At 72.5% G+C, this 18,124-nt stretch carries 14 protein-coding genes and 1 tRNA gene; 9 read left to right on the top strand and 6 right to left on the bottom strand.

Annotated elements, in window-relative coordinates; genetic code table 11:
• Positions 1-37: 37 nt before the first annotated feature.
• Positions 38-538, bottom strand: a complete 501-nt coding sequence (locus AXF14_RS09750) for a DUF3145 domain-containing protein (protein WP_067942857.1) — start codon at positions 536-538, stop codon at positions 38-40.
• Between the two features lie 248 nt (positions 539-786).
• A complete protein-coding gene (locus AXF14_RS09745) occupies positions 787-1,278 on the bottom strand; it encodes a peptide deformylase (RefSeq protein WP_067942856.1) in 492 nt (163 codons plus the stop codon).
• Between the two features lie 60 nt (positions 1,279-1,338).
• Between AXF14_RS09745 and AXF14_RS09740 the strand changes: the two genes are divergently transcribed.
• Positions 1,339-1,971, top strand: a complete 633-nt coding sequence (locus tag AXF14_RS09740) for a hypothetical protein (RefSeq protein ID WP_067942854.1) — start codon at positions 1,339-1,341, stop codon at positions 1,969-1,971.
• A gap of 92 nt (positions 1,972-2,063) precedes the next feature.
• Positions 2,064-2,138 (top strand) — tRNA-Asn (locus AXF14_RS09735).
• A 201-nt stretch (positions 2,139-2,339) separates the two neighbouring features.
• Here AXF14_RS09735 and dnaG read toward each other — a convergent pair.
• Positions 2,340-4,370: a DNA primase gene (gene dnaG, locus AXF14_RS09730; protein ID WP_067942852.1), complete on the bottom strand. Its 2,031-nt coding sequence runs from the start codon at positions 4,368-4,370 to the stop codon at positions 2,340-2,342.
• Positions 4,371-4,457: 87 nt separating this feature from the next.
• Positions 4,458-5,825 carry a deoxyguanosinetriphosphate triphosphohydrolase gene (locus AXF14_RS09725; RefSeq protein WP_084355496.1) on the bottom strand — a complete coding sequence of 456 codons (1,368 nt, stop codon included), beginning with the start codon at positions 5,823-5,825 and terminating at the stop codon, positions 4,458-4,460.
• Positions 5,826-5,953: 128 nt separating this feature from the next.
• On the opposite strand from AXF14_RS09725, the gene AXF14_RS09720 reads away from it, so the two are divergent.
• From AXF14_RS09720 to AXF14_RS09695, 6 genes are all read left to right on the top strand, one after another.
• The gene (locus tag AXF14_RS09720) at positions 5,954-7,180 is read left to right on the top strand and encodes an alpha-amylase family protein (RefSeq protein ID WP_067942850.1); all 1,227 of its coding nucleotides are present in this window, start codon (positions 5,954-5,956) and stop codon (positions 7,178-7,180) included.
• A gap of 180 nt (positions 7,181-7,360) precedes the next feature.
• On the top strand, positions 7,361-8,650 hold the full coding sequence (locus tag AXF14_RS09715) for a sugar ABC transporter substrate-binding protein (protein WP_067942848.1): 1,290 nt from the start codon (positions 7,361-7,363) through the stop codon (positions 8,648-8,650).
• Between the two features lie 160 nt (positions 8,651-8,810).
• Positions 8,811-10,394, top strand: coding sequence for an ABC transporter permease subunit (locus tag AXF14_RS09710; RefSeq protein WP_067942846.1), 1,584 nt, complete (start codon positions 8,811-8,813; stop codon positions 10,392-10,394).
• Between the two features lie 21 nt (positions 10,395-10,415).
• Complete coding sequence (locus tag AXF14_RS09705) at positions 10,416-11,372, top strand: sugar ABC transporter permease (protein WP_084355495.1); 957 nt, start codon at positions 10,416-10,418, stop codon at positions 11,370-11,372.
• Between the two features lie 165 nt (positions 11,373-11,537).
• Positions 11,538-13,526, top strand: coding sequence for an alpha-amylase family glycosyl hydrolase (locus AXF14_RS09700; RefSeq protein ID WP_211260079.1), 1,989 nt, complete (start codon positions 11,538-11,540; stop codon positions 13,524-13,526).
• A 57-nt stretch (positions 13,527-13,583) separates the two neighbouring features.
• Positions 13,584-14,618, top strand: a complete 1,035-nt coding sequence (locus AXF14_RS09695) for a LacI family DNA-binding transcriptional regulator (RefSeq protein ID WP_067942845.1) — start codon at positions 13,584-13,586, stop codon at positions 14,616-14,618.
• 117 nt (positions 14,619-14,735) lie between these two features.
• Here the strand turns inward: AXF14_RS09695 and AXF14_RS09690 are convergent, their stop codons facing one another.
• Both AXF14_RS09690 and AXF14_RS09685 read right to left on the bottom strand, forming a co-directional pair.
• Positions 14,736-15,935: a glycerate kinase gene (locus AXF14_RS09690; RefSeq protein ID WP_067942839.1), complete on the bottom strand. Its 1,200-nt coding sequence runs from the start codon at positions 15,933-15,935 to the stop codon at positions 14,736-14,738.
• A gap of 16 nt (positions 15,936-15,951) precedes the next feature.
• Positions 15,952-17,340 (bottom strand): dipeptidase, encoded by a 1,389-nt coding sequence (locus tag AXF14_RS09685; RefSeq protein ID WP_067942837.1) that lies wholly within the window; start codon positions 17,338-17,340, stop codon positions 15,952-15,954.
• A gap of 40 nt (positions 17,341-17,380) precedes the next feature.
• On the opposite strand from AXF14_RS09685, the gene AXF14_RS09680 reads away from it, so the two are divergent.
• A complete protein-coding gene (locus tag AXF14_RS09680) occupies positions 17,381-18,001 on the top strand; it encodes a DUF3043 domain-containing protein (protein ID WP_067942833.1) in 621 nt (206 codons plus the stop codon).
• Positions 18,002-18,124 lie beyond the last annotated feature (123 nt).

Here is an 18,124-nt window from a genome sequence, read left to right as displayed (position 1 = left end):
ACGATCGGACCGGAGGGGCGGTGCGGCGGGAGGGCACTCAGCCCACGCGGTGGAGCCAGCGCACGGGGGCGCCGGCGCCGGCGTAGCGGAAGGGCTCGAGCTCGTCGTCCCAGGCCTGGCCTAGTGCGAGGTCGAGCTCGCGGCGCATGACGACCGGCTCACTCGCGTGGAGCAGGGCGGCGCGGATGCGGTCCTCGGGGACGACGACGTTCCCGTGGACGTCGGTCTGGGCGTGGAAGATCCCGAGGTCGGGCGTGTGGGACCAGCGCCCGCCGTCGGAGCCGGCGGAGGCCTCCTCGGTGACCTCGTAGCGCAGGTTGGCCCACCCGCGCAGGGCGGAGGTGAGCATGGCGCCGGTCCCGACGGGACCGACCCAGCTGGTCTCGGCGCGCATCATCCCCGGGGCGGCGGGCTGCTCGGTCCAGTCGAGGTGGACACGGCTGCCCAGCACCTCGGCGGCGGCCCACTCGATGTGCGGGCACAGGGCGCGGGGCGCGGAGTGCACGAAAAGGACACCGCGGGTGTAGGCACCGTTCACGATGAATCGCCTCCTGGTCGGTTCGAGATTCGTCTTCCCCAACGGTCTCGACTCGTACCGGGCTGTCACGTGACGCACGCGGCGTGCGGGGACATGGTCGCACCCGTCCCCGGGATGGTCCAGACGGCGCGCCGGTGGGCGCACCGTCCGGAGCGGCGGGAACGGACTCGGGTCCGGTCCCCGGGCGGCGGCCGGAACCGGGTGCCGCCCCGTGGACACCGCCCCTCAGCGGGGCGGTACCGCGGGACTCACAGCCCCTGGGCCCGCAGTGCCTTCATGGCCTTGGCGCGAACCTTGCGCTCGAGGCGATCCAGGTAGAGGTGACCCTCGAGGTGGTCGCACTCGTGCTGGATGCAGCGGCCCATGAGCTCCTCGCCCTCGACGACGACCTCCTTGCCGTCCAGGTCGATCCCGCGGGCGCGGGCGTACCAGGCGCGCTTCGTCGGGAAGAAGAGGCCGGGGACGGACAGGCAGCCCTCGTCGCCGTCCTGGTACTCGTCCCAGTCGAGGTCCTCGAGGCGCGGGTTGAGGATGTATCCGATCTCCCCGTCGATGTTCCAGGAGAAGGCGCGCAGGCCGACGCCGATCTGGTTGGCCGCGAGGCCGGCGCGACCGTCGTCGTCCACCGTCTCGAGGAGGTCCTCGACGAGAGCCTTGACGGAGTCGTCGATGTCGGTGATCCACTCGCACTCGGTGCGCAGGATCGGGTCGCCGATGATGCGGATGTCGCGGATTGCCATGGGCTCATCCTCGCACGTCCGTACTGACAGGCTCGCCGCCAGGGCGGCTACCCTGCGGCCATGCCCTCGTTCTCACGGCGCCTCGCGCGTCTCGTCCCCGGATCCTCACGGCGTCGGAGCACCCCCGACGCCGAGCTGCCGCCGCCGATGGCGGCCCTCCTGCCCGACGGGGAGCGCCCGCTCGGCGCGGTCCCGGTGGAGGAGGACGGCTCGCGCTGGGCGGTCGCCGGACCGCACCGCCTCGTCCTCCTGGGCGCCGACGGCGTCGAGGACGTCCTCGGCTGGGACGAGGTCTCCCGCGGCTCCTGGGACCAGGACGCGCGCGTCTTCACGCTCGGGCTCCTGCGCCGGGACCCCGCGGTGCGCCCCGCGGGAGACGAGGAGCTGCTCCTCACGATCCCGCGGTCGCTCCGCTACATCGAGTCCGACGGCTCGAACCGCGCCCACGAGGTCGCCGAGGAGCCCTTCGCCCGCGCCCTGCGTCACGGGGTCGACGGGGCCATCGTCCACCACGTCTGCGGGATCCTCCCGTCCGGCCGGCGGGCGACGGCGAGCGTCCGCCGCGACCCGGAGGGCGCCCTGTACACGGTGACGGACCCGGACGCCTCCGAGGTCGGCACCGAGGAGGACCGGGCGGTGCTCGCCGGGCTCGTGCGCCGCGTGAGCGACGGTGTGGGGCTGCCCACACGCTGACCTTTCGGCGTCATCCCCGTCGCGACGCGGCGGGCGACGATTCGACGGCGGCGCGAGGACCTTGCTAAGGTTCTACCCGCGCCGAGCGCGATTCCCGCGTAGCTCAATGGCAGAGCATCCGACTGTTAATCGGACGGTTACTGGTTCGAGTCCAGTCGCGGGAGCCACGGAAGCCCCCGGACCTCAGGGTCCGGGGGCTTCGTCGTGCTCGTGTCGCGTCTCGGGCCCGTGGCGGGCGCCGCGAGCGACTCAGGCGGCTCAGGCAGCGCCGTCCGCCGGGGCAGCCGGCCGGCGGGCCCGGCGGCGCACCGGTGGACAATCGCGGGCGTCCCGGTGCCACGGCGCCGCCCGGCCGGATCGTCGCGCTCTCAGCCCTCGCGGGCCATCTGCTGGCGGCGGTTCTCCAGACCCACAATCTCCTCGAAGAGCTCGCGGTAGCCCTCGTCGTCCCGGCTCATGCGGCGGTGCCGGGCGCGCAGCTCGGCGAGGCGGCGGTTGACGCCGGTGCGCGCCAGTGCTCGCAGGACGCCGGAGGCGTAGCGGCGCGCCGCCTCGGGGTCCGGCTGACCGGACTCGGCGGCCTTGCCGCGCGGCGTCGGCAGGGGCAGCGGGGCGACGGCGAGCTCGGTGACGGCGGCGCTCACGGGCCCGATGGCGCCGGCGCGCACCTCCTCGATCCAGTGGATGGTGGCGCGCTGCGTGGCCTCGGCGCGCGCGATGCCCGCGGCCTGCGCCCGCTCGACGAGGCCCGGCACCTCCGCGGCTCCCCCGGCGGCCTCGATGGCCTCGAAGACGGCGCGGTGGATCGGCTGGGTGAAGGCGGCGGGGTCGAGGTCGTCGGCGCCCTCCGAGGCGGCGACGACGGGCATCTGGACGAGGACCTCGAGGGCCTGGCGCTCGAGCCGCGCCACGGGGTCGGTCACGGGCGGCAGACCCGGGCCGGCGGCGGCGCCGGGGGCGTCCGGCGCGCCCTCATCCTCGTAGGGGTCGCCGTAGGGCTCATCGGCAAGGCCCGGACGGATGCCGCGGCGCTCGGCGGCGCGCACGGCGCCGACGGCCTCGGTCTCCGGCAGGCCGATCCAGCCGGCCAGGCGCCGCGTGTACTCGCGCCGCAGGGCCCGGTCCCGAATGCCGGCGACGACGGGGGCGGCGGCGCGCAGCCCGCGCACCCGCCCCTCGGCGGTGTCGAGGTCGAGGTGGGCGAGCGAGGTGCGGATGACGAACTCGAAGAGCGGGACGCGCCGCGAGAGCAGGCGCGGGATCGCGTCGTTGCCCTCGGCCATCCGCAGGTCGCAGGGGTCCATCCCGTGGGGGTCGACGGCGACGAAGGTCTGGGCGGCGAAGTGCTGGTCCTCGCCGTAGGCGCGCAGGGCCGCCTTCTGGCCGGCGGCGTCGCCGTCGAAGGTGAAGACGACCTCTCCCCCGCGGGCGCGGTTCCCGGCGATGACGCCGGCGGAGGGGTCGGCAGCGTCGCCGAGGAGGCGGCGCACGATCTTGACGTGCTCCTCGCCGAAGGCGGTGCCGCAGGTGGCCACCGCGGTGGTGACGCCGGAGAGGTGGGCCGCCATGACGTCGGTGTAGCCCTCGACGACGACGATCGAGCTCGTCCGGGCGATGTCCTTCTTGGCGAGGTCGAGGCCGTAGAGGACCTGTGCCTTGTGGTAGATCGCGGTCTCGGGGGTGTTGAGGTACTTGGGCCCCTTGTCCTCCTCGGACAGGCGCCGGGCACCGAAGCCGACGGTGGCGCCGGTGACGTCGCGGATGGGCCAGATGAGGCGGTCCCGGAAGCGGTCGTAGACGCGGGAGCCGTTCTGGCCGCCCTGGGAGCACAGGCCGGACTCGACGAGCTCGCGCTCGGTGTAGCCGTTGGAGCGCAGGTGGCCCGCGAGGTTGTCCCAGCCGGCGGGCGCGTAGCCGCAGCCGAAGTGGTCGGCGGCGCGGCGGTCGAAGCCGCGCCCCGTGAGGAAGTCGCGGGCGGCCTGGGCGGCCGGGGTCGCGAGCTGCTGGGTGAACCACTCCTGGGCGAGGCGGTTGGCGTCGAGGAGGCGCTGGCGGGTGCCGGGCTCGAGGCCGCGGCGGACCGTGCCCGAGCCCTCCTCGTAGTGGAGCTGGACGCCGACGCGCCCGGCGAGGTACTCGACGGCCTCGGTGAAGGACAAGGAGTTGATCTTCTGGACGAAGGAGATGACGTCGCCGCCCTCGCCGCAGCCGAAGCAGTGCCACAGGCCCAGCTGGGGGCGCACGTGGAAGGAGGGGGTCTTCTCGTCGTGGAAGGGGCACAGACCCTTCATGGAGCCGACGCCGCCGCTCTTGAGCGTGACGTGCTCGCCGACGACGTCCTCGATCTTGGCGCGATCGCGCACCGCCTCGATGTCCTCGCGCTTGATCAGTCCCGCCATGGCTGCATCCTAAGCGCGGCCCACGTCGAGAACGGACGCCCCTTCACCCAGAGCGCTGCGGGTACGACCCCGGACCGGTGCAGCGGCTCAGAGCGAGGAGAACATGCCGCACAGGCGCGCGTGCCAGGCGGAGGCAGAGGTGTCCGTGAGGGAGGCGATCTGGTCGACGACGGCGCGCTTGCGGCCGGCGTCGTCGGCGGCGTCGCGCCAGGCCTGCGCGAAGACGGGCTCGAGGTGGGCGTCGCCGGACTCGAGGAGCGCGTCGGCCAGGTCGAAGATGAGGGTGCGCTGGCGCAGGTAGACCGGCTCGTGCTCGCGCGGGGCCATGACGTAGTGCACGGCGGCGCCCTTGAGCACGAGGATCTCGCTGGCCGTCTCCTCGGGGATGACGAGGTCCGCCTCGTAGCGGGTGAGCGGCCCGTCGCCGAAGACCTCTCGGGTGGCGGTGGCCACCGAGGAGACGAAGCGGCCGATGAGCCCGCTCGTGAGGTCCTTGAGGCCGGCCGCGGCCGCCATACCGCCGTCGTAGGAGGTGAGCCAGGCGGGCTGGCGGCGCAGGCGCTCCCAGGCGGCGCCGAGCTCGTCGCGGCTCAGGTCGCCGCCGTACCAGCCGAGGGTGGAGTCGAGGATGGCCTCGACCTCCCCGTCGGAGTCGAGGCGCACTGGGTCCATCCGGCGCAGGGCGACGGCGTCCTCGACGTCGTGGACGGAGTAGCCGACGTCGTCGGAGAAGTCCATGACCTGGGCCTCGAGGCAGCGGCGGCCGACGGGGGCGCCGGCGCGCATCCACTCAAAGACCTCGCGGTCGTCGTCGTAGCAGCAGTACTTGCGGGCGCTCTTGCCCGTCGGTCCGCCGGGCCCCTCGCCCTTGGCCCAGGGGTACTTGGCGACGGCGTCGAGGCTGGCGCGAGTGAGGTTGAGGCCGACGCTGCGCCCGTCGGCGCCCAGCACCTTGGGCTCGAGGCGGGTGACGAGACGGAGGGTCTGGGCGTTGCCCTCGAAGCCGCCGATGTCCGCGGCGACGATGTCGAGGGCCTTCTCGCCGTTGTGCCCGTAGGGCGGGTGGCCGAGGTCGTGGGAGAGGCAGGCGGTGTCGGTGACGTCCGGATCGCAGCCCAGGGCCTGACCGAGGGCGCGCCCCACCTGGGCGACCTCCAGGGAGTGCGTGAGGCGGGTGCGCACGAAGTCGTCCGAGGAGGGGCCCAGCACCTGGGTCTTGGCCCCGAGGCGCCGCAGCGCCGAGGAGTAGAGGACGCGCGCCCGGTCGCGCTCGAAGGGGGTGCGCCGCGAGCTCTTGCCGACCTCGGGCACGAAGCGCTCGACGTCGCGCGCCGAGTAACCGAGGAGGTCGACGGCGGCCTCGCGGTCGAGGACCTCCTCGCCGTCGACGCCGGCCGCGGCGGAGCGGGCCGTTCCGGGGGCGGAGACCGTAGCGCTCTCGTGGCTGGTGGACATGGGCCCAAGGTATCGCAGCGCCGGGTTAAGATGGCTCGGCAAGACGCCAGGCGGGCGCGCGGGCGATCGGCCCGTGGCTCGCAGGGCCGCAGGACCCGGGCCCAGCCCGGTGGAAGGGAGCCGATGCCGTGACCACCGCGACGACTCTCGTGCACCGCCCCTACAACGGCCCCCTCGAGTGGTGGCGCGAGGGCCTCGTCTACGAGGTCGGGTCCACGCGCATGGGCCGCGTCGAGCTCGACGCCTCCCACGGTCTCATCGACCACGTCCTGTCCCTCGGCCTCGGCTCGGTGGTCCTGCGCCCCGCGCTCCTCGACGCCGTCCACGACGTCGACGCCCTGCGCTCCTTCATCGACGAGGCGCACGCGAAGGGCCTGCGCGTCCTCGTGCGCGTCTCCGGCGCCCTGGACCCGGTCACCGGCGCCCGGACGCTCGAGCACCACGCGATCACCGCGGGCCACGAGGCGGAGGGAGAGGGCATCCTCGAGCGCTCCGAGACCTTCCTCGCCTCCGGCGCGGACGGGGTCGACCTCGGCTTCATCGTGCCGCCGGAGGTCGCCCGCGAGACGGACCTCGACCGCCTCAGCGAGTACTTCGCCATCCTCCATGGCCTCGTCGCCGAGTACGTCGACGACGGCATCATCGGCGCGGACGTGTCCGCGGACTACCCGGACGCGCTGCGCCACCACCTCCAGGACGACTGGCTCCACCACCTGCGCGACGACTCCCTCATGCTCTCGCGCTGGGACCGTGAGTCGCTCACCCGCCACATCAGCCGCTCCCTGGAGGAGCACGACCGCTTCGGCGCGGTGCCGGTCTGGCGCTACCTGCCCGAGTACCACCTCGACGACGAGCACGACCCGGGCGACGGCCGCCGCTGGTTCGAGACCGACGCCGACGAGCGGCTCCGCCGCGCGCTCGCGCTCCAGGCCCTCGTCCTCGCGCTGCCCGGATCGGTGTACCTGCGCCAGGGCGACGAGGTCGGGCTCCTGGACACGGACAAGCCCGACTCCCCCACCGAGCTCGCGCAGGCGGTCAACACGCTCGCGCACAGCCAGGGCTCCGAGTTCGGCTCGCCGCTGGCGACCGTCCGCCACGCGACCCTCCAGCGCCGGGAGCACGCGCTCTCGACGGCACCGCTCGCCTTCGTCGAGGGCATGGAGTGGTGCCCGCGAGGCGCGCTCACGCTGCTGACCCGCGACGTGCTCGTCCTGGTCAACACGACCGACGCGCCCATCGCGCTCCCCGAGGGCGCGGAGATCATCCTCGCCTCGCGCACGCTCGAGCAGTCCGAGGGCCGTCTCCTCGTTCCGCCCTCGACGACGACGTGGCTCGTCGCCGAGCCCGTGCGCTGACCGGCCGCCCCCATCCAAGGCGCGCTCGAGCGCTCTTCTCTCACCCTCCTGAGACGGTGGCCTGCCTCACCTCACTGCAACGTACACCAAGTGCTTGCAAACCTTTCATGCCGCGGTTACATTCGTTCGTGCAACGGGTCCACCCCCATGACGACCCCCTCGATTCGAAGGAGAATCACGGTGACTCTCAACCGCCGGTCTTTCCTGTCCATGACCGCCATCGCCACCACCCTCGCCGCCGCCGCGGCCTGCGGCTCGGACGGTTCCAGCACCTCGTCCGCCACTGACGGCGCCTCGGCCGCCTCCGGCGACGCCTCGTCGACGGCCGTTGCCCGCGACGCCAACGCCGACCTCGTCATCTGGGCCGACGAGAAGAAGTCCGACTCCCTCAAGGACGCCGCCCAGAAGTGGGGCGACTCCCAGGGCATCACCGTCGCGGTCCAGACCGTCGCCAACGAGCTCCAGTCCACCTTCGTCACCGCCAACCAGGCCGGCAACGGCCCGGACGTCGTCGTCGGCGCCCACGACTGGCTCGGCAACCTCGTCCAGAACGGTGCCATCTCGCCCGTCACCATCGCCGACGACACCAAGTCGAACCTCTCCAAGGTCGCCCTCAACGCCATGACCTACGACGGCCAGTACTACGGCGTCCCCTACTCCGTCGAGACCCTCGGCCTCTTCGTGAACAAGAAGCTCACCCAGGACGCGGAGCCTGCCACCATCGAGAAGCTCGTCGAGGCCGGCAAGGCCGCAGGCACCGAGGCCATCCTCTCCCTCCCCGTCGGCGAGGCCGGCGACGCCTACCACATGGAGCCCATCTACACCTCCGCGGGCGGCTACCTCTTCGGCAAGGACTCCGACGGCTCGCTCAACGCCAAGGACTGCGGCGTCGGCGCCGAGGGCTCCCTCAAGGCCGCTGAGAAGATGGCCGAGCTCGGCTCGGAGGGCGTCCTCAAGACCTCCATCACCGGCGACAACGCGATCTCCCTCTTCACCGACGGCAAGGCCCCCTACCTCATCTCGGGCCCCTGGGCCATCTCCGACATCGAGAAGGCCGGCATCGACTACGCCCTCGTCAAGATCCCCGGCTTCGACGGCATGGACGACGCCCGCCCCTTCGCCGGCGTCAACGGCTTCTACATCGCCTCCCAGGGCAAGAACGCCGCCTTCGCCCAGACCTTCGTCGCCGACGTCATCAAGGACACGACGATCACCAAGGCCATGTTCGACATCAACCAGCTCCCGCCGGTCCAGACGGACCTCGCCGACGAGCTCAAGGCCGACTACCCGAACATGGTGACCTTCTCCGAGCTCGCCGCCGACAACGCCGACCCGATGCCCTCCATCCCGGAGATGGCGGAGGTCTGGACGCCGCTCGGCAAGGCCGAGGCGAACATCATCAAGGGGGCCGAGGCCGACTCCACGATGACCTCGGCCGGCGACGCCATCAAGCAGGCCATCGGCGCCTGACGCCAGCCGCGACGGGGCCGGTGGGACGGCTCCCCCGCCGTCCCGCCGGCCCCGTCGCGCACTCGGGCACCGCAGCCCACCGCTCCCCGAAGAAGACACCCAGCCCCTGCTCCTCATGCCCCGACGCCCGCGCAGCGCGGCGTGCTGAAAGGATCCGACCATGTCGTCCGCCCTCACGAACGCGAGCGGCCCGAAGGAGAGGACCACGACCATCCGCTCGGTCATCGGTCGCGTCCTCGTCCTCGGCGCCACCCTCGCGATGGCGATCTATCTCATCCCCCTGCTCATCCAGTTCAAGATGTGGATGTGGCTCGCCGTCGTCGTGCTCAGCGCGCTGGCGATCTTCGTCCTGTACTCGACGAAGCGCTTCGTGCCCGCGAAGTACATGTTCCCGGGCACCTTCTTCCTCGCCGTGTTCCTCATCGTCCCGATCATCCTCACGATCCAGACGGCCTTCACGAACTTCGGCGACGGCTTCCGCGGGACGAAGGAGGACGCGATCACCTCGATCACGAACAACTCCGTCCAGCAGAAGGCCGACTCCCCGATCTACAACATGACGGTGGCGACCACCGGCACCGCCGCCGACGGCCCCTACACGGTCTTCCTCGTCGACCCCTCGGACGACACGGTCCTCTACGGCGCCGACGGCGAGACCGTCCAGACGGCCAAGAGCTCCGACGTCACCGTCGAGAACGGCTTCGTCACCGCCGCCGAGGGCTACACGGTCCTCACCGCCAAGGAGATCAACACCTCCTACAAGACGATCTCCGCCCTCACCCTCACCGTCGACGACACGACGGCCATCAAGGTCCAGGGCGTGCGCAACGCCTTCGAGGGCACCAAGACGATGGTCTACGACGAGAAGACCGACTCGATCACGAACACCGCGACCGACACGACCTACACGGTCCAGAAGATCGGCAAGTCGGAGTACTTCGTCGACTCCAACGGCAACAAGCTCGCCCAGTCCTGGAAGCAGAACATCGGCCTGGCCAACTTCCAGGAGCTGTTCTCCAACACCTCGCTCGTCAAGCAGCTCGCCGGCGCCTTCTGGTGGACCCTCATCTTCGCCGGCGGCTCGATGCTGCTGACCTTCATCCTGGGCTACTTCCTCGCCCTCACCCTCAACGACGACCGCGTGCGCGGGAAGAAGCTCTACCGCTCCTTCCTCCTCCTGCCCTACGCCGTCCCGGGATTCATCTCCCTGCTCATCTGGTCGAACTTCTACAACAAGGACTTCGGCCTCATCAACCAGACCCTCCACCTGAGCATCGACTGGCTCGGCGACCCCACGTGGGCCAAGGTCGCGGTCCTCCTCACCAACACCTGGATGGGCTTCCCGTACATGTTCATCGTGTGCACCGGCGCCCTGCAGTCCATCTCCGGCGACCTCAAGGAGGCCTCGAAGATCGACGGCGCCTCCGGCTGGCAGACGACGACCCGCATCACGACCCCGCTGCTGCTCGTCTCCGTCGCCCCGCTGCTCGTGAGCACCTTCGCGTTCAACTTCAACAACTTCAACGCGATCCAGCTGCTCACCAAGGGCGGTCCCTTCGGCGCCGGCGAGTACACCCGAGGCGGCACCGACATCCTCATCTCGATGATCTACCGCATCGCCTTCGGCGGGAACGGCGCCGACTACGGCTTCGCCTCGGCGGTCTCCGTCATCCTCTTCGTCATCACCGGCGTCCTCGCCGCCATCCAGTTCCGGGCCACCGCGCGCCTGGAAGACGTCAACTGAGCGCGGAAAGGACCCACCACCATGGCACAGACCCAGCCCGTCGCCCCCACGCCCGCCCTCGACGCGGACAACCTCGAGATCGTCAACCCGGACAACCCGGACGCGCCCCACGAGAACAACAAGATGCCCTTCAGGCGCTGGTTCCAGGAGATCGGATGGCGCCACCTCGTCGGCGTGCTCGCGCTCATCTTCGCGGCTTTCCCGGTGCTCTACGTCATCAGCGCCTCGCTCAACCCCCTGGGCACCGTCGCCTCGACGTCGATCATCCCCAAGCAGGTCTCGCTGGCGAACTACCAGACGCTGCTCTCCGGCGCCCGCGGCCCCTTCCTGCGCTGGTACCTCAACACGATCATCGTGTGCCTCGTCGTCGCGGCCTTCCAGATCTTCTTCTCGGTCCTCGCCGCGTACGCCTTCAGCCGCTTCCGCTTCAAGGGCCGCCGCGGCGGTCTCCTGACGCTGCTGCTCATCATGATGTTCCCGACGACCCTGTCGATGATCGCCATCTACAACATGATGTCCGACATCGGCCAGGTCATCCCCGCCATCGGCCTCAACACCCTCACCGGCTACTGCCTCGCCCTCATGGGCGGCGCCCTCGGCCAGGTGTGGCTCATCAAGGGCACCTTCGACACCATCCCGAAGGAGCTCGACGAGGCCGCCATCCTCGACGGCTGCTCGCACTGGCAGGTCTTCTACAAGATCCTCCTGCCCTCCCTCAAGCCGATCCTCGCGACGACCTTCCTCCTCGCCTTCGTCGGCATCATCTCCGAGTTCCTCATCGGCTCGATCTTCCTCACCGACAACTCGAAGAAGACCCTCGCCGTCGGCCTGTACGGCATGCTCTCGGGCGACCGTTCGAACAACCTCGGCCTCTTCGCCGCGGGCGCCGTCATGACCATGGTGCCGGTCATCGCCCTGTTCCAGTACCTGCAGAAGTACATCGTCGGCGGCGCCACCGCCGGCGCGGTCAAGGGCTGACCGGGCGCGCACGCGCCAGCGACCACCCGTGCCGACGGGCGGGGCCCCGACCCGGAGCCCCGCCCGTCGCCGGTTCACCGGCCCGGCCCGTAGCGCCGGCTCCGCCGCCCCCACGCTGCCCCCCTCCCCGTTCCGACGACGATGACGACGAAGGACCCCGCACCCGTGCCCCTCCGCCCGATGACGGCGAACCTCCTCACCGAGCCGCACCACGACTCCGGCCCCGCCCACCTTCTCGGCGTGCGCCGCGCCGGAGCCGTGCTCACCGCCCGCCTGTGGGTCCCGGCCCCGCGGTCGCCCGAGCGCGTCGTCCTGCGGCAGGTCGTCGACGGCGAGCCCGCCGTCACCGAGATGGAGCGCGTCGCGGCCGAGCCCGGCGGCGCCTGGTGGGAGGGTCCCGTCCGCCTCGTCAACCCGGTCAACCGCTACCGCTTCCTCCTCCTCGAGCCCGACGCCGAGCAGCCCTGGCTCTGGTACCAGCGCGACGGGCTGTCCGCCCACGACGTCCCCGACGCCACCGACTTCCAGGTCTCCCCGGAGGAGGGCCTCCCTCAGTGGGTCCCCGACGCCGTCGTCTACCAGATCTTCCCGGACCGCTACGGCGTCGGGGCCGCGAGCGCCGCCCAGCCCAGCCCCTCCGGGGAGGGCGCCGTCGCCAGCACGCGCACGCCCCCGGCCTGGGCCGAGCCCCGCCCCTGGCTCTCCGAGCCCCCTGCGCGCGGGCACGTCACCGGACGCGTCTGGTACGGCGGGGACCTCGACGGCGTCGCCGAGCACCTCGAGTGGATCCAGGACCTCGGCGCCGACACCGTCTACCTCACGCCCGTCTTCCCGGCCGGATCGACCCACCGCTACGACGCCCGCAGCTTCGAGCGCGTCGACGAGCTCCTCGGCGGGAACGAGGCCCTCGCCCGCCTCGCCGCCGCCCTCCACGAGCGGGGCATGCGCCTCATCCTCGACCTCACCACCAACCACACGGGCGCCACCCACGACTGGTTCCGGTCCGCCGTCGCCGACGCCGGCTCGACCGAGGCGCGCTTCTACTCCTTCGAGAAGCACCCCGACGTCTACGCCTGCTGGCTCGATGTGCCCTCCCTGCCCAAGCTCGACCACTCCGCACCGGAGCTGCGCGACCGCCTCGTGCGCGGTGAGGACTCCGTCACCGCCCGTTGGCTGCTTCCCCCCTACGAGGCCGACGGCTGGCGCACCGACGTCGCCAACATGACCGGACGCCACGGCATGACGGACCTCGCCCACCAGGCGGCCGCCGACATGCGCGCCACCATGGCTCAGGTCGAGGAGCGCACCGGCAGGGAGACCTGGCTCGTCGCCGAGCACTTCTACGACGCCTCCGCCGACCTCACCGGCCCCGGCTGGCACGGAGCCATGAACTACATGGGGCTCACGCGCCCGCTGTGGGCGTGGCTGTCCGCCACGCAGGGCGAGGCCGCGCACCTCTTCGACTCCTGGCCCACCCCGGTCCCCCACCTGCCCGGCGACGAGGTCGTCGCCGGAGCGCGCCGCTACGCGGGCACGATCCCGCCCGCCGCCCTCGAACGCTCCATGAACCTGCTCGGCTCCCACGACACGCCGCGCGTGCGCAGCGTCGTCGGCACCCGCGAGCTCCAGATGGTCGCCGCCACGGTGCTGTTCACCGTGCCCGGGGTCCCCGCCGTCTTCTCCGGGGACGAGCTCGGCGCGACGGGCACGACCGGAGAGCACTCGCGCACGACGATCCCCTGGGTGACGGGCGCCGACGGCGTCCAGGGCCCCGAGGTCGCCGAGTACGGGTCCTGGGGCGGGGTCGACCGCGTGGTCCTCGGCCACTACCGCGCGCTCGCGCGACGGCGCCGCGAGACGCCCGCCCTGCGCCGTGGGGGCCTGCGCTGGCTGCACGCCGGCGCCGACCTGCTCGTCTGGCAGCGCACGCACCCCGACGGCGACGTGCTCGTCGCCGTCGCCCGCGACGCCGCCGCACCGGTGCGGATCCCGCTGAAGGCGCTGCCCGCCGAGACCGCCGGCCGGATCGAGACGGTCGGCGCGCTGAGCGCCACCGTCGAGGGAGAGAGACCCGACGCCGTCCTCGTCCTGGCGGCCGACGGGCCCGGATCCGTCATCGTCGACCTACCCCGAACGGCTCCACCGAGTCACTGACGCCGCCGACGGCGTCCTATCATCAGCAACGGCTCAGCGCAGACCCAAGGAGATCACGTGCAGCAACGCATCACACTGGCCGACATCGCCGATCAAGCGAGTGTCTCCACGGCCACCGTCTCCCGCGTGCTCAACGGCAAGACGAATGTCGCCGAGGCGACCCGCCGCCAGGTGCTCGTCGCCCTCGACCTCCTGGGCTACGAGCGCCCCGAGACCCTCCACCAGGCCTCGCGCGGGCTCGTCGGCCTCATCGTCCCCGAGCTGAGCAACCCGATCTTCCCGCTGTACGCCCAGGAGATCGAGCAGCTCCTCGCCCCGAGCGGCCACACCCCGCTGCTGTGCACCCAGACGCCGGGCGGCACGAGCGAGGACGAGTACATCGAGATGCTCGTCGACCGCGGCGTCGCCGGCATCATCTTCGTCTCCGGGCGCCACTCGGACACGGGCGGCGACGTCACCCGCTACCAGCGGCTCCGCGAGCGGGGGGTCCCCCTCGTCACCATCAACGGCAACGCCCCGACCATCAAGGCGCCCGGCTTCACGACGGACGACCGCACGGCGGCCCACATGGCGGTCGACCACCTCGTCAGCCTCGGCCACCGGCGCATCGGCCTGGCGATCGGCCCGACCCGCTACGTGCCCGCCGAGCGCAAGCGCGCCGGCTACGAGGACGGGATGCGCTCCGCGCTGCCCGGCGAGCCGCTGCGCGTCGTCGAGACGCTCTACACCTACGAGGGCGGCGCCGCCGCGGCCCGCAGCCTCATCGCCCAGGAGTGCACCGGCATCGTGTGCGGCTCGGACATCATGGCGCTCGGCGTCATCCAGGGCGCGCGCTCCATGGGCCGCTCGGTGCCGCAGGACGTGAGCGTCATCGGCTACGACGACTCCCCCATGATCCCGATGACGAACCCTCCGCTGACGACGGTGCGCCAGCCGGTCGCCGCGATCAGTCGCGCGGCCGTCCAGACGCTGCTCGCGGCGATCGGCGGCGAGGAGCAGCCGGACGCGGAGATGTTCTTCACCTCGGACCTCATCGTGCGCGGCTCGACCGCGCCCGCGCCGAGCGCGGCGTCCCCGCTGCCGGGGGCCTGAGTCGGCTGGGTCCGTTTCTCTCGACGCGTTCGCGCCCCGACGTCCTCCTGGACGTCGGGGCGTTGTGCGTCCTACCGGGAGCCGGCCGACCGGTGGAGCCGGGTCCGGCCCCGTCGCTCAGCGTGACCAGGTCCGCGCGAGGCGCCCGCCCATCTCGACGAGTCGCTCCCGGACGGCCTCGGGGCCGCCCTCGTCCCAGGAGGAGCCCAGCCCGGCGCCCATCTCCTCCAGCGCGTACGCGGAGACGATGCCGGCCTCGGCGAGCTCGCCGCGCGGGACGACGCTGCGTCCGGCCACGAGGACGGTGGGCAGGGCGAGGGCGGAGGCGGATCCGCCGACGACGGCGGGGACGCAGTCGGCGAGGACGTCGTACATCTCCCCGGAGGAGGTGACGACGACGTCGGCCTCGGCGACGGCTGCGTCGAGACCGAGCAGGTGCGCCATGACGCGGGCGCCCGGGAAGGCCCCGGCGCCCAGCGCCCGCAGGATGAGGGCGCTGCCGCCGGCGGCCCCGGTGCCCCAGGAGGACACTGAGAGCCGCTCAGCGAGGCTCGGCTGCCCGCCGAGGACCGGCAGGGAGCCGGCGCGCGGAGTGGCGAGGTCGGTGAGGGCGCGCGAGGCGCGGGCGCAGGCCTCGCGGTCGAGCTCCTGCGCGGTCTCCGGGGCGATCCCGGTGAGGGCGGGCAGCGCCTGCCCGGCGCCGGTCATGCCGCCGAGCGGGGCGTCGTCGGCGAGGGCGAGGAGGAGGTCACGGCCGTCGAGGAGCTCGCGGGCCCGCACGGCGCCGCCGAGGCCCTCGAGGGCGCCGGCGCCGCCGTCGTGGACGGCCGATCGGGACAGGCCGACGACGAGGGTGTCGCCGGTGTCGATGGCGCCGAGGGCCTCGGCGATGACCTCGCCGAGGCCGGTCGAGGTGCCCTCGGCGGCCTCGCGGGCGGCCCGCTCGCGGTCGGTCGGCAGGGCGAGGAGGCGGGCGGCGTCGAGGTACCAGCTGCGGGCGCCCTCGGGGGACGCGCCGGGGCGGGGCGCGCCGGGGGCGGCGAGGCGCAGGAGGTCGACCTCGCGGACCTCGCGGAGCGGGCCGCGGGCGTGAAGGGCGGAGCGGGCGACGACGGCGTCGGCGGGGACCGCCTGGGCGGTGCCGGGACCGCCGTCGGGCACGGGCAGGGCCGTGAGGACGTCGTCCGGGCGGACGGTGGCCCATCCGGCGGCGAGCGCCTCGGCGACGGCGCGGGCGCCGAGCCCGGTGGCGGGCCCGACGAGGGGCACGCCACCGGGCTCGGGGCGCATGGCGCCTGTGGCCAGCAGGATCCTCATGCGGTGCGGACCCGGGTCACTCGGCGACGGCGCCGCCCAGGCGGGCCAGGAGGAGCGCCTCGGCGGTGACGATGTGCTCGAGGTCGCCCAGGTGCATGGACTCGTCCTCGCTGTGGGCGCGGGTGTCGGGGTCCTCGATGCCGGTGACGAGGACCTGCGCCTCGGGGAAGGTCTTCTGCAGGGTGGCGATGAAGGGGATGGAGCCGCCCTGGCCGATGTCGACGCAGTCCTCGCCGAAGGCCTCGGTGAGGGCCCAGCGGGCGGCCTGGCCGGCTGGGGTCTCGGAGGAGCCGTCGAAGGCGGGGCCCTCCTCGCCCTGGGAGACGGTGACGCGGGCGCCGAAGGGGGCGTTGTCGACGAGGTGCTGCTTGAGGGCGGCGGCCGCGGTGGCGGGGTCCTGCCCGGGGGCGATGCGCATCGAGAGGCGGGCGGTGCACGAGGGGGCGAGCACGTTGCCGGCGAGGTCGAGCGGGGTGACGTCCATGCCGATGACGGTGAGGGTCGGCTTGGTCCAGAGGCGGGCGGTGAGGTCGCCGGTGCCGGCGAGACGGACGCCGTCGAGCACGCCGGCGTCGGCGCGGAAGGCCTCCTCGGGGTACTCGGGGAAGTCGGGGGCCGCGGTGGGCTCGGAGACGAGGCCGGGGACGGCGACGTCGCCGTTCTCGTCGTGGAGGGTGGCGATGAGGCGCGCCATGGAGGTGACGGCGTCGAGGACGGGGCCGCCGTACTGGCCGGAGTGGAGGGCGTGGTCGAGGACGTCGAGACGGACGTCGACCTGGACGACGCCGCGCAACGAGGTGGTGAGCGCCGGGGTGCCGACCTTCCAGTTGGAGGAGTCGGCGACGACGATGACGTCGGAGGCGAGGCGGTCCTGGTAGGTCGTCAGGAAGCTCTCGAAGGAGGGGGACCCGACCTCCTCCTCGCCCTCGATGTAGACGGTGACGGAGCAGGGCAGCTGCCCGTCGTTGAGCGAGGCGAGGGTGCGCAGGGAGTGGACGTGGCTGATGACGCCGGCGCCGTCGTCGGCGGCCCCGCGGCCGAAGAGGCGGTCGCCTCGGCGCTCGGCGGTGAAGGGGTCGGCCTGCTGCCACTTGCCGGGGTCGCCGACGGGCTGGACGTCGTGGTGGGAGTAGAGGAGGACGCGCGGCGAGCCGGCGGGTCCCTCCTTGTGGGCGAGGACGGCCGGGCGGCCGGGGGCGCCGTCGGGGCCGGGCGCGGTGAGGACCTCGGCCTCGAGGCCGGAGTCGCGCAGGAGGGCGGCGACGTGCTCGGCGGAACGGGCCACCTGCGCCTGGTCGTGGCTGGCGGCGGAGACGGACGGGATGGCGACGAGCTCGACGAGGTCGGACACGATTCCCTCGAAGGAGTCGTGGACCGCGGAGCGCACGGAGTCGACGGTGATCATGGTTTTCAGGGTATCGCGGCTCAGCGGCTAACCTGTCACCGTGAAGCTCTTCAACAAGTCGGACAAGGCCGGCGACGACGCCGCGAAGGCCGCCGAGGCGACAGCGCGGACCGGCGCGCCCGGCAAGCAGGGCGGCAAGGGTCGCGCGACCCCGAAGCGCCGCGACGCCCAGGCCCGCGGCCTGCACCCCGTCGTCCCCGCGGACCGCAAGGCCGCCAAGCGCGAGGCCCGCGCCAAGCAGGACGCCGCCTGGGAGCGCCAGCGCCGCGCCATGGTGACCGGCGACGACCGCTACCTGCCCGCGCGGGACAAGGGCCCCATCAAGCGCTACATCCGCGACTACGTCGACGCCCGCTGGTCGATCGGCGAGCTCTTCCTGCCGCTGAGCATCGTCATGCTCGTGCTGGTCCTCGTGCTGTCGCGCAGCCAGAGCCTGTGGAACATCTACCTGCTCTTCGGCCTGTACGCCGTGCTGTTCCTGGCGCTCATCGACACGATCGTCTGCTGGCTCATCCTGCGCCGTCGCCTCTACAAGAAGTTCGGCGAGGAGGAGGTCAAGAAGGGCGGCATGATCTTCTGGTACATCTTCAGCCGCTGCTTCAACCTGCGCCGCTGGCGCCAGCCCTCGCCGCAGAACCGCCGCGGCGAGTACCCGGCCTGAGGGGGCGGCGCCCGGCCGGGGCGTGACGGCTCCCGGCAGCGCCACCATCGACGTCCCCGGTGGGGCGGACGGATCCGACGATCCGCCCGCCCCACCGTCGTCGGCACGCACGCCGTCGACATA

This window comes from Actinomyces radicidentis (assembly GCF_001553565.1).
Taxonomy (GTDB): domain Bacteria; phylum Actinomycetota; class Actinomycetes; order Actinomycetales; family Actinomycetaceae; genus Actinomyces; species Actinomyces radicidentis.
This window is presented reverse-complemented; position numbering and strand designations above follow the sequence as displayed.

Bases quoted from the DNA above. Each gene is read 5' to 3' on its own strand.
- AXF14_RS09725 (WP_084355496.1), bottom strand. From the start codon at position 5,825: ATGTCCACCAGCCACGAGAGCGCTACGGTCTCCGCCCCCGGAACGGCC.
- AXF14_RS09685 (WP_067942837.1), bottom strand. From the start codon at position 17,340: ATGATCACCGTCGACTCCGTGCGCTCCGCGGTCCACGACTCCTTCGAG.
- dnaG (WP_067942852.1), bottom strand. From the start codon at position 4,370: ATGGCGGGACTGATCAAGCGCGAGGACATCGAGGCGGTGCGCGATCGC.
- AXF14_RS09705 (WP_084355495.1), top strand. From the start codon at position 10,416: ATGGCACAGACCCAGCCCGTCGCCCCCACGCCCGCCCTCGACGCGGAC.
- AXF14_RS09690 (WP_067942839.1), bottom strand. From the start codon at position 15,935: ATGAGGATCCTGCTGGCCACAGGCGCCATGCGCCCCGAGCCCGGTGGC.
- AXF14_RS09745 (WP_067942856.1), bottom strand. From the start codon at position 1,278: ATGGCAATCCGCGACATCCGCATCATCGGCGACCCGATCCTGCGCACC.
- AXF14_RS09710 (WP_067942846.1), top strand. From the start codon at position 8,811: ATGTCGTCCGCCCTCACGAACGCGAGCGGCCCGAAGGAGAGGACCACG.
- AXF14_RS09740 (WP_067942854.1), top strand. From the start codon at position 1,339: ATGCCCTCGTTCTCACGGCGCCTCGCGCGTCTCGTCCCCGGATCCTCA.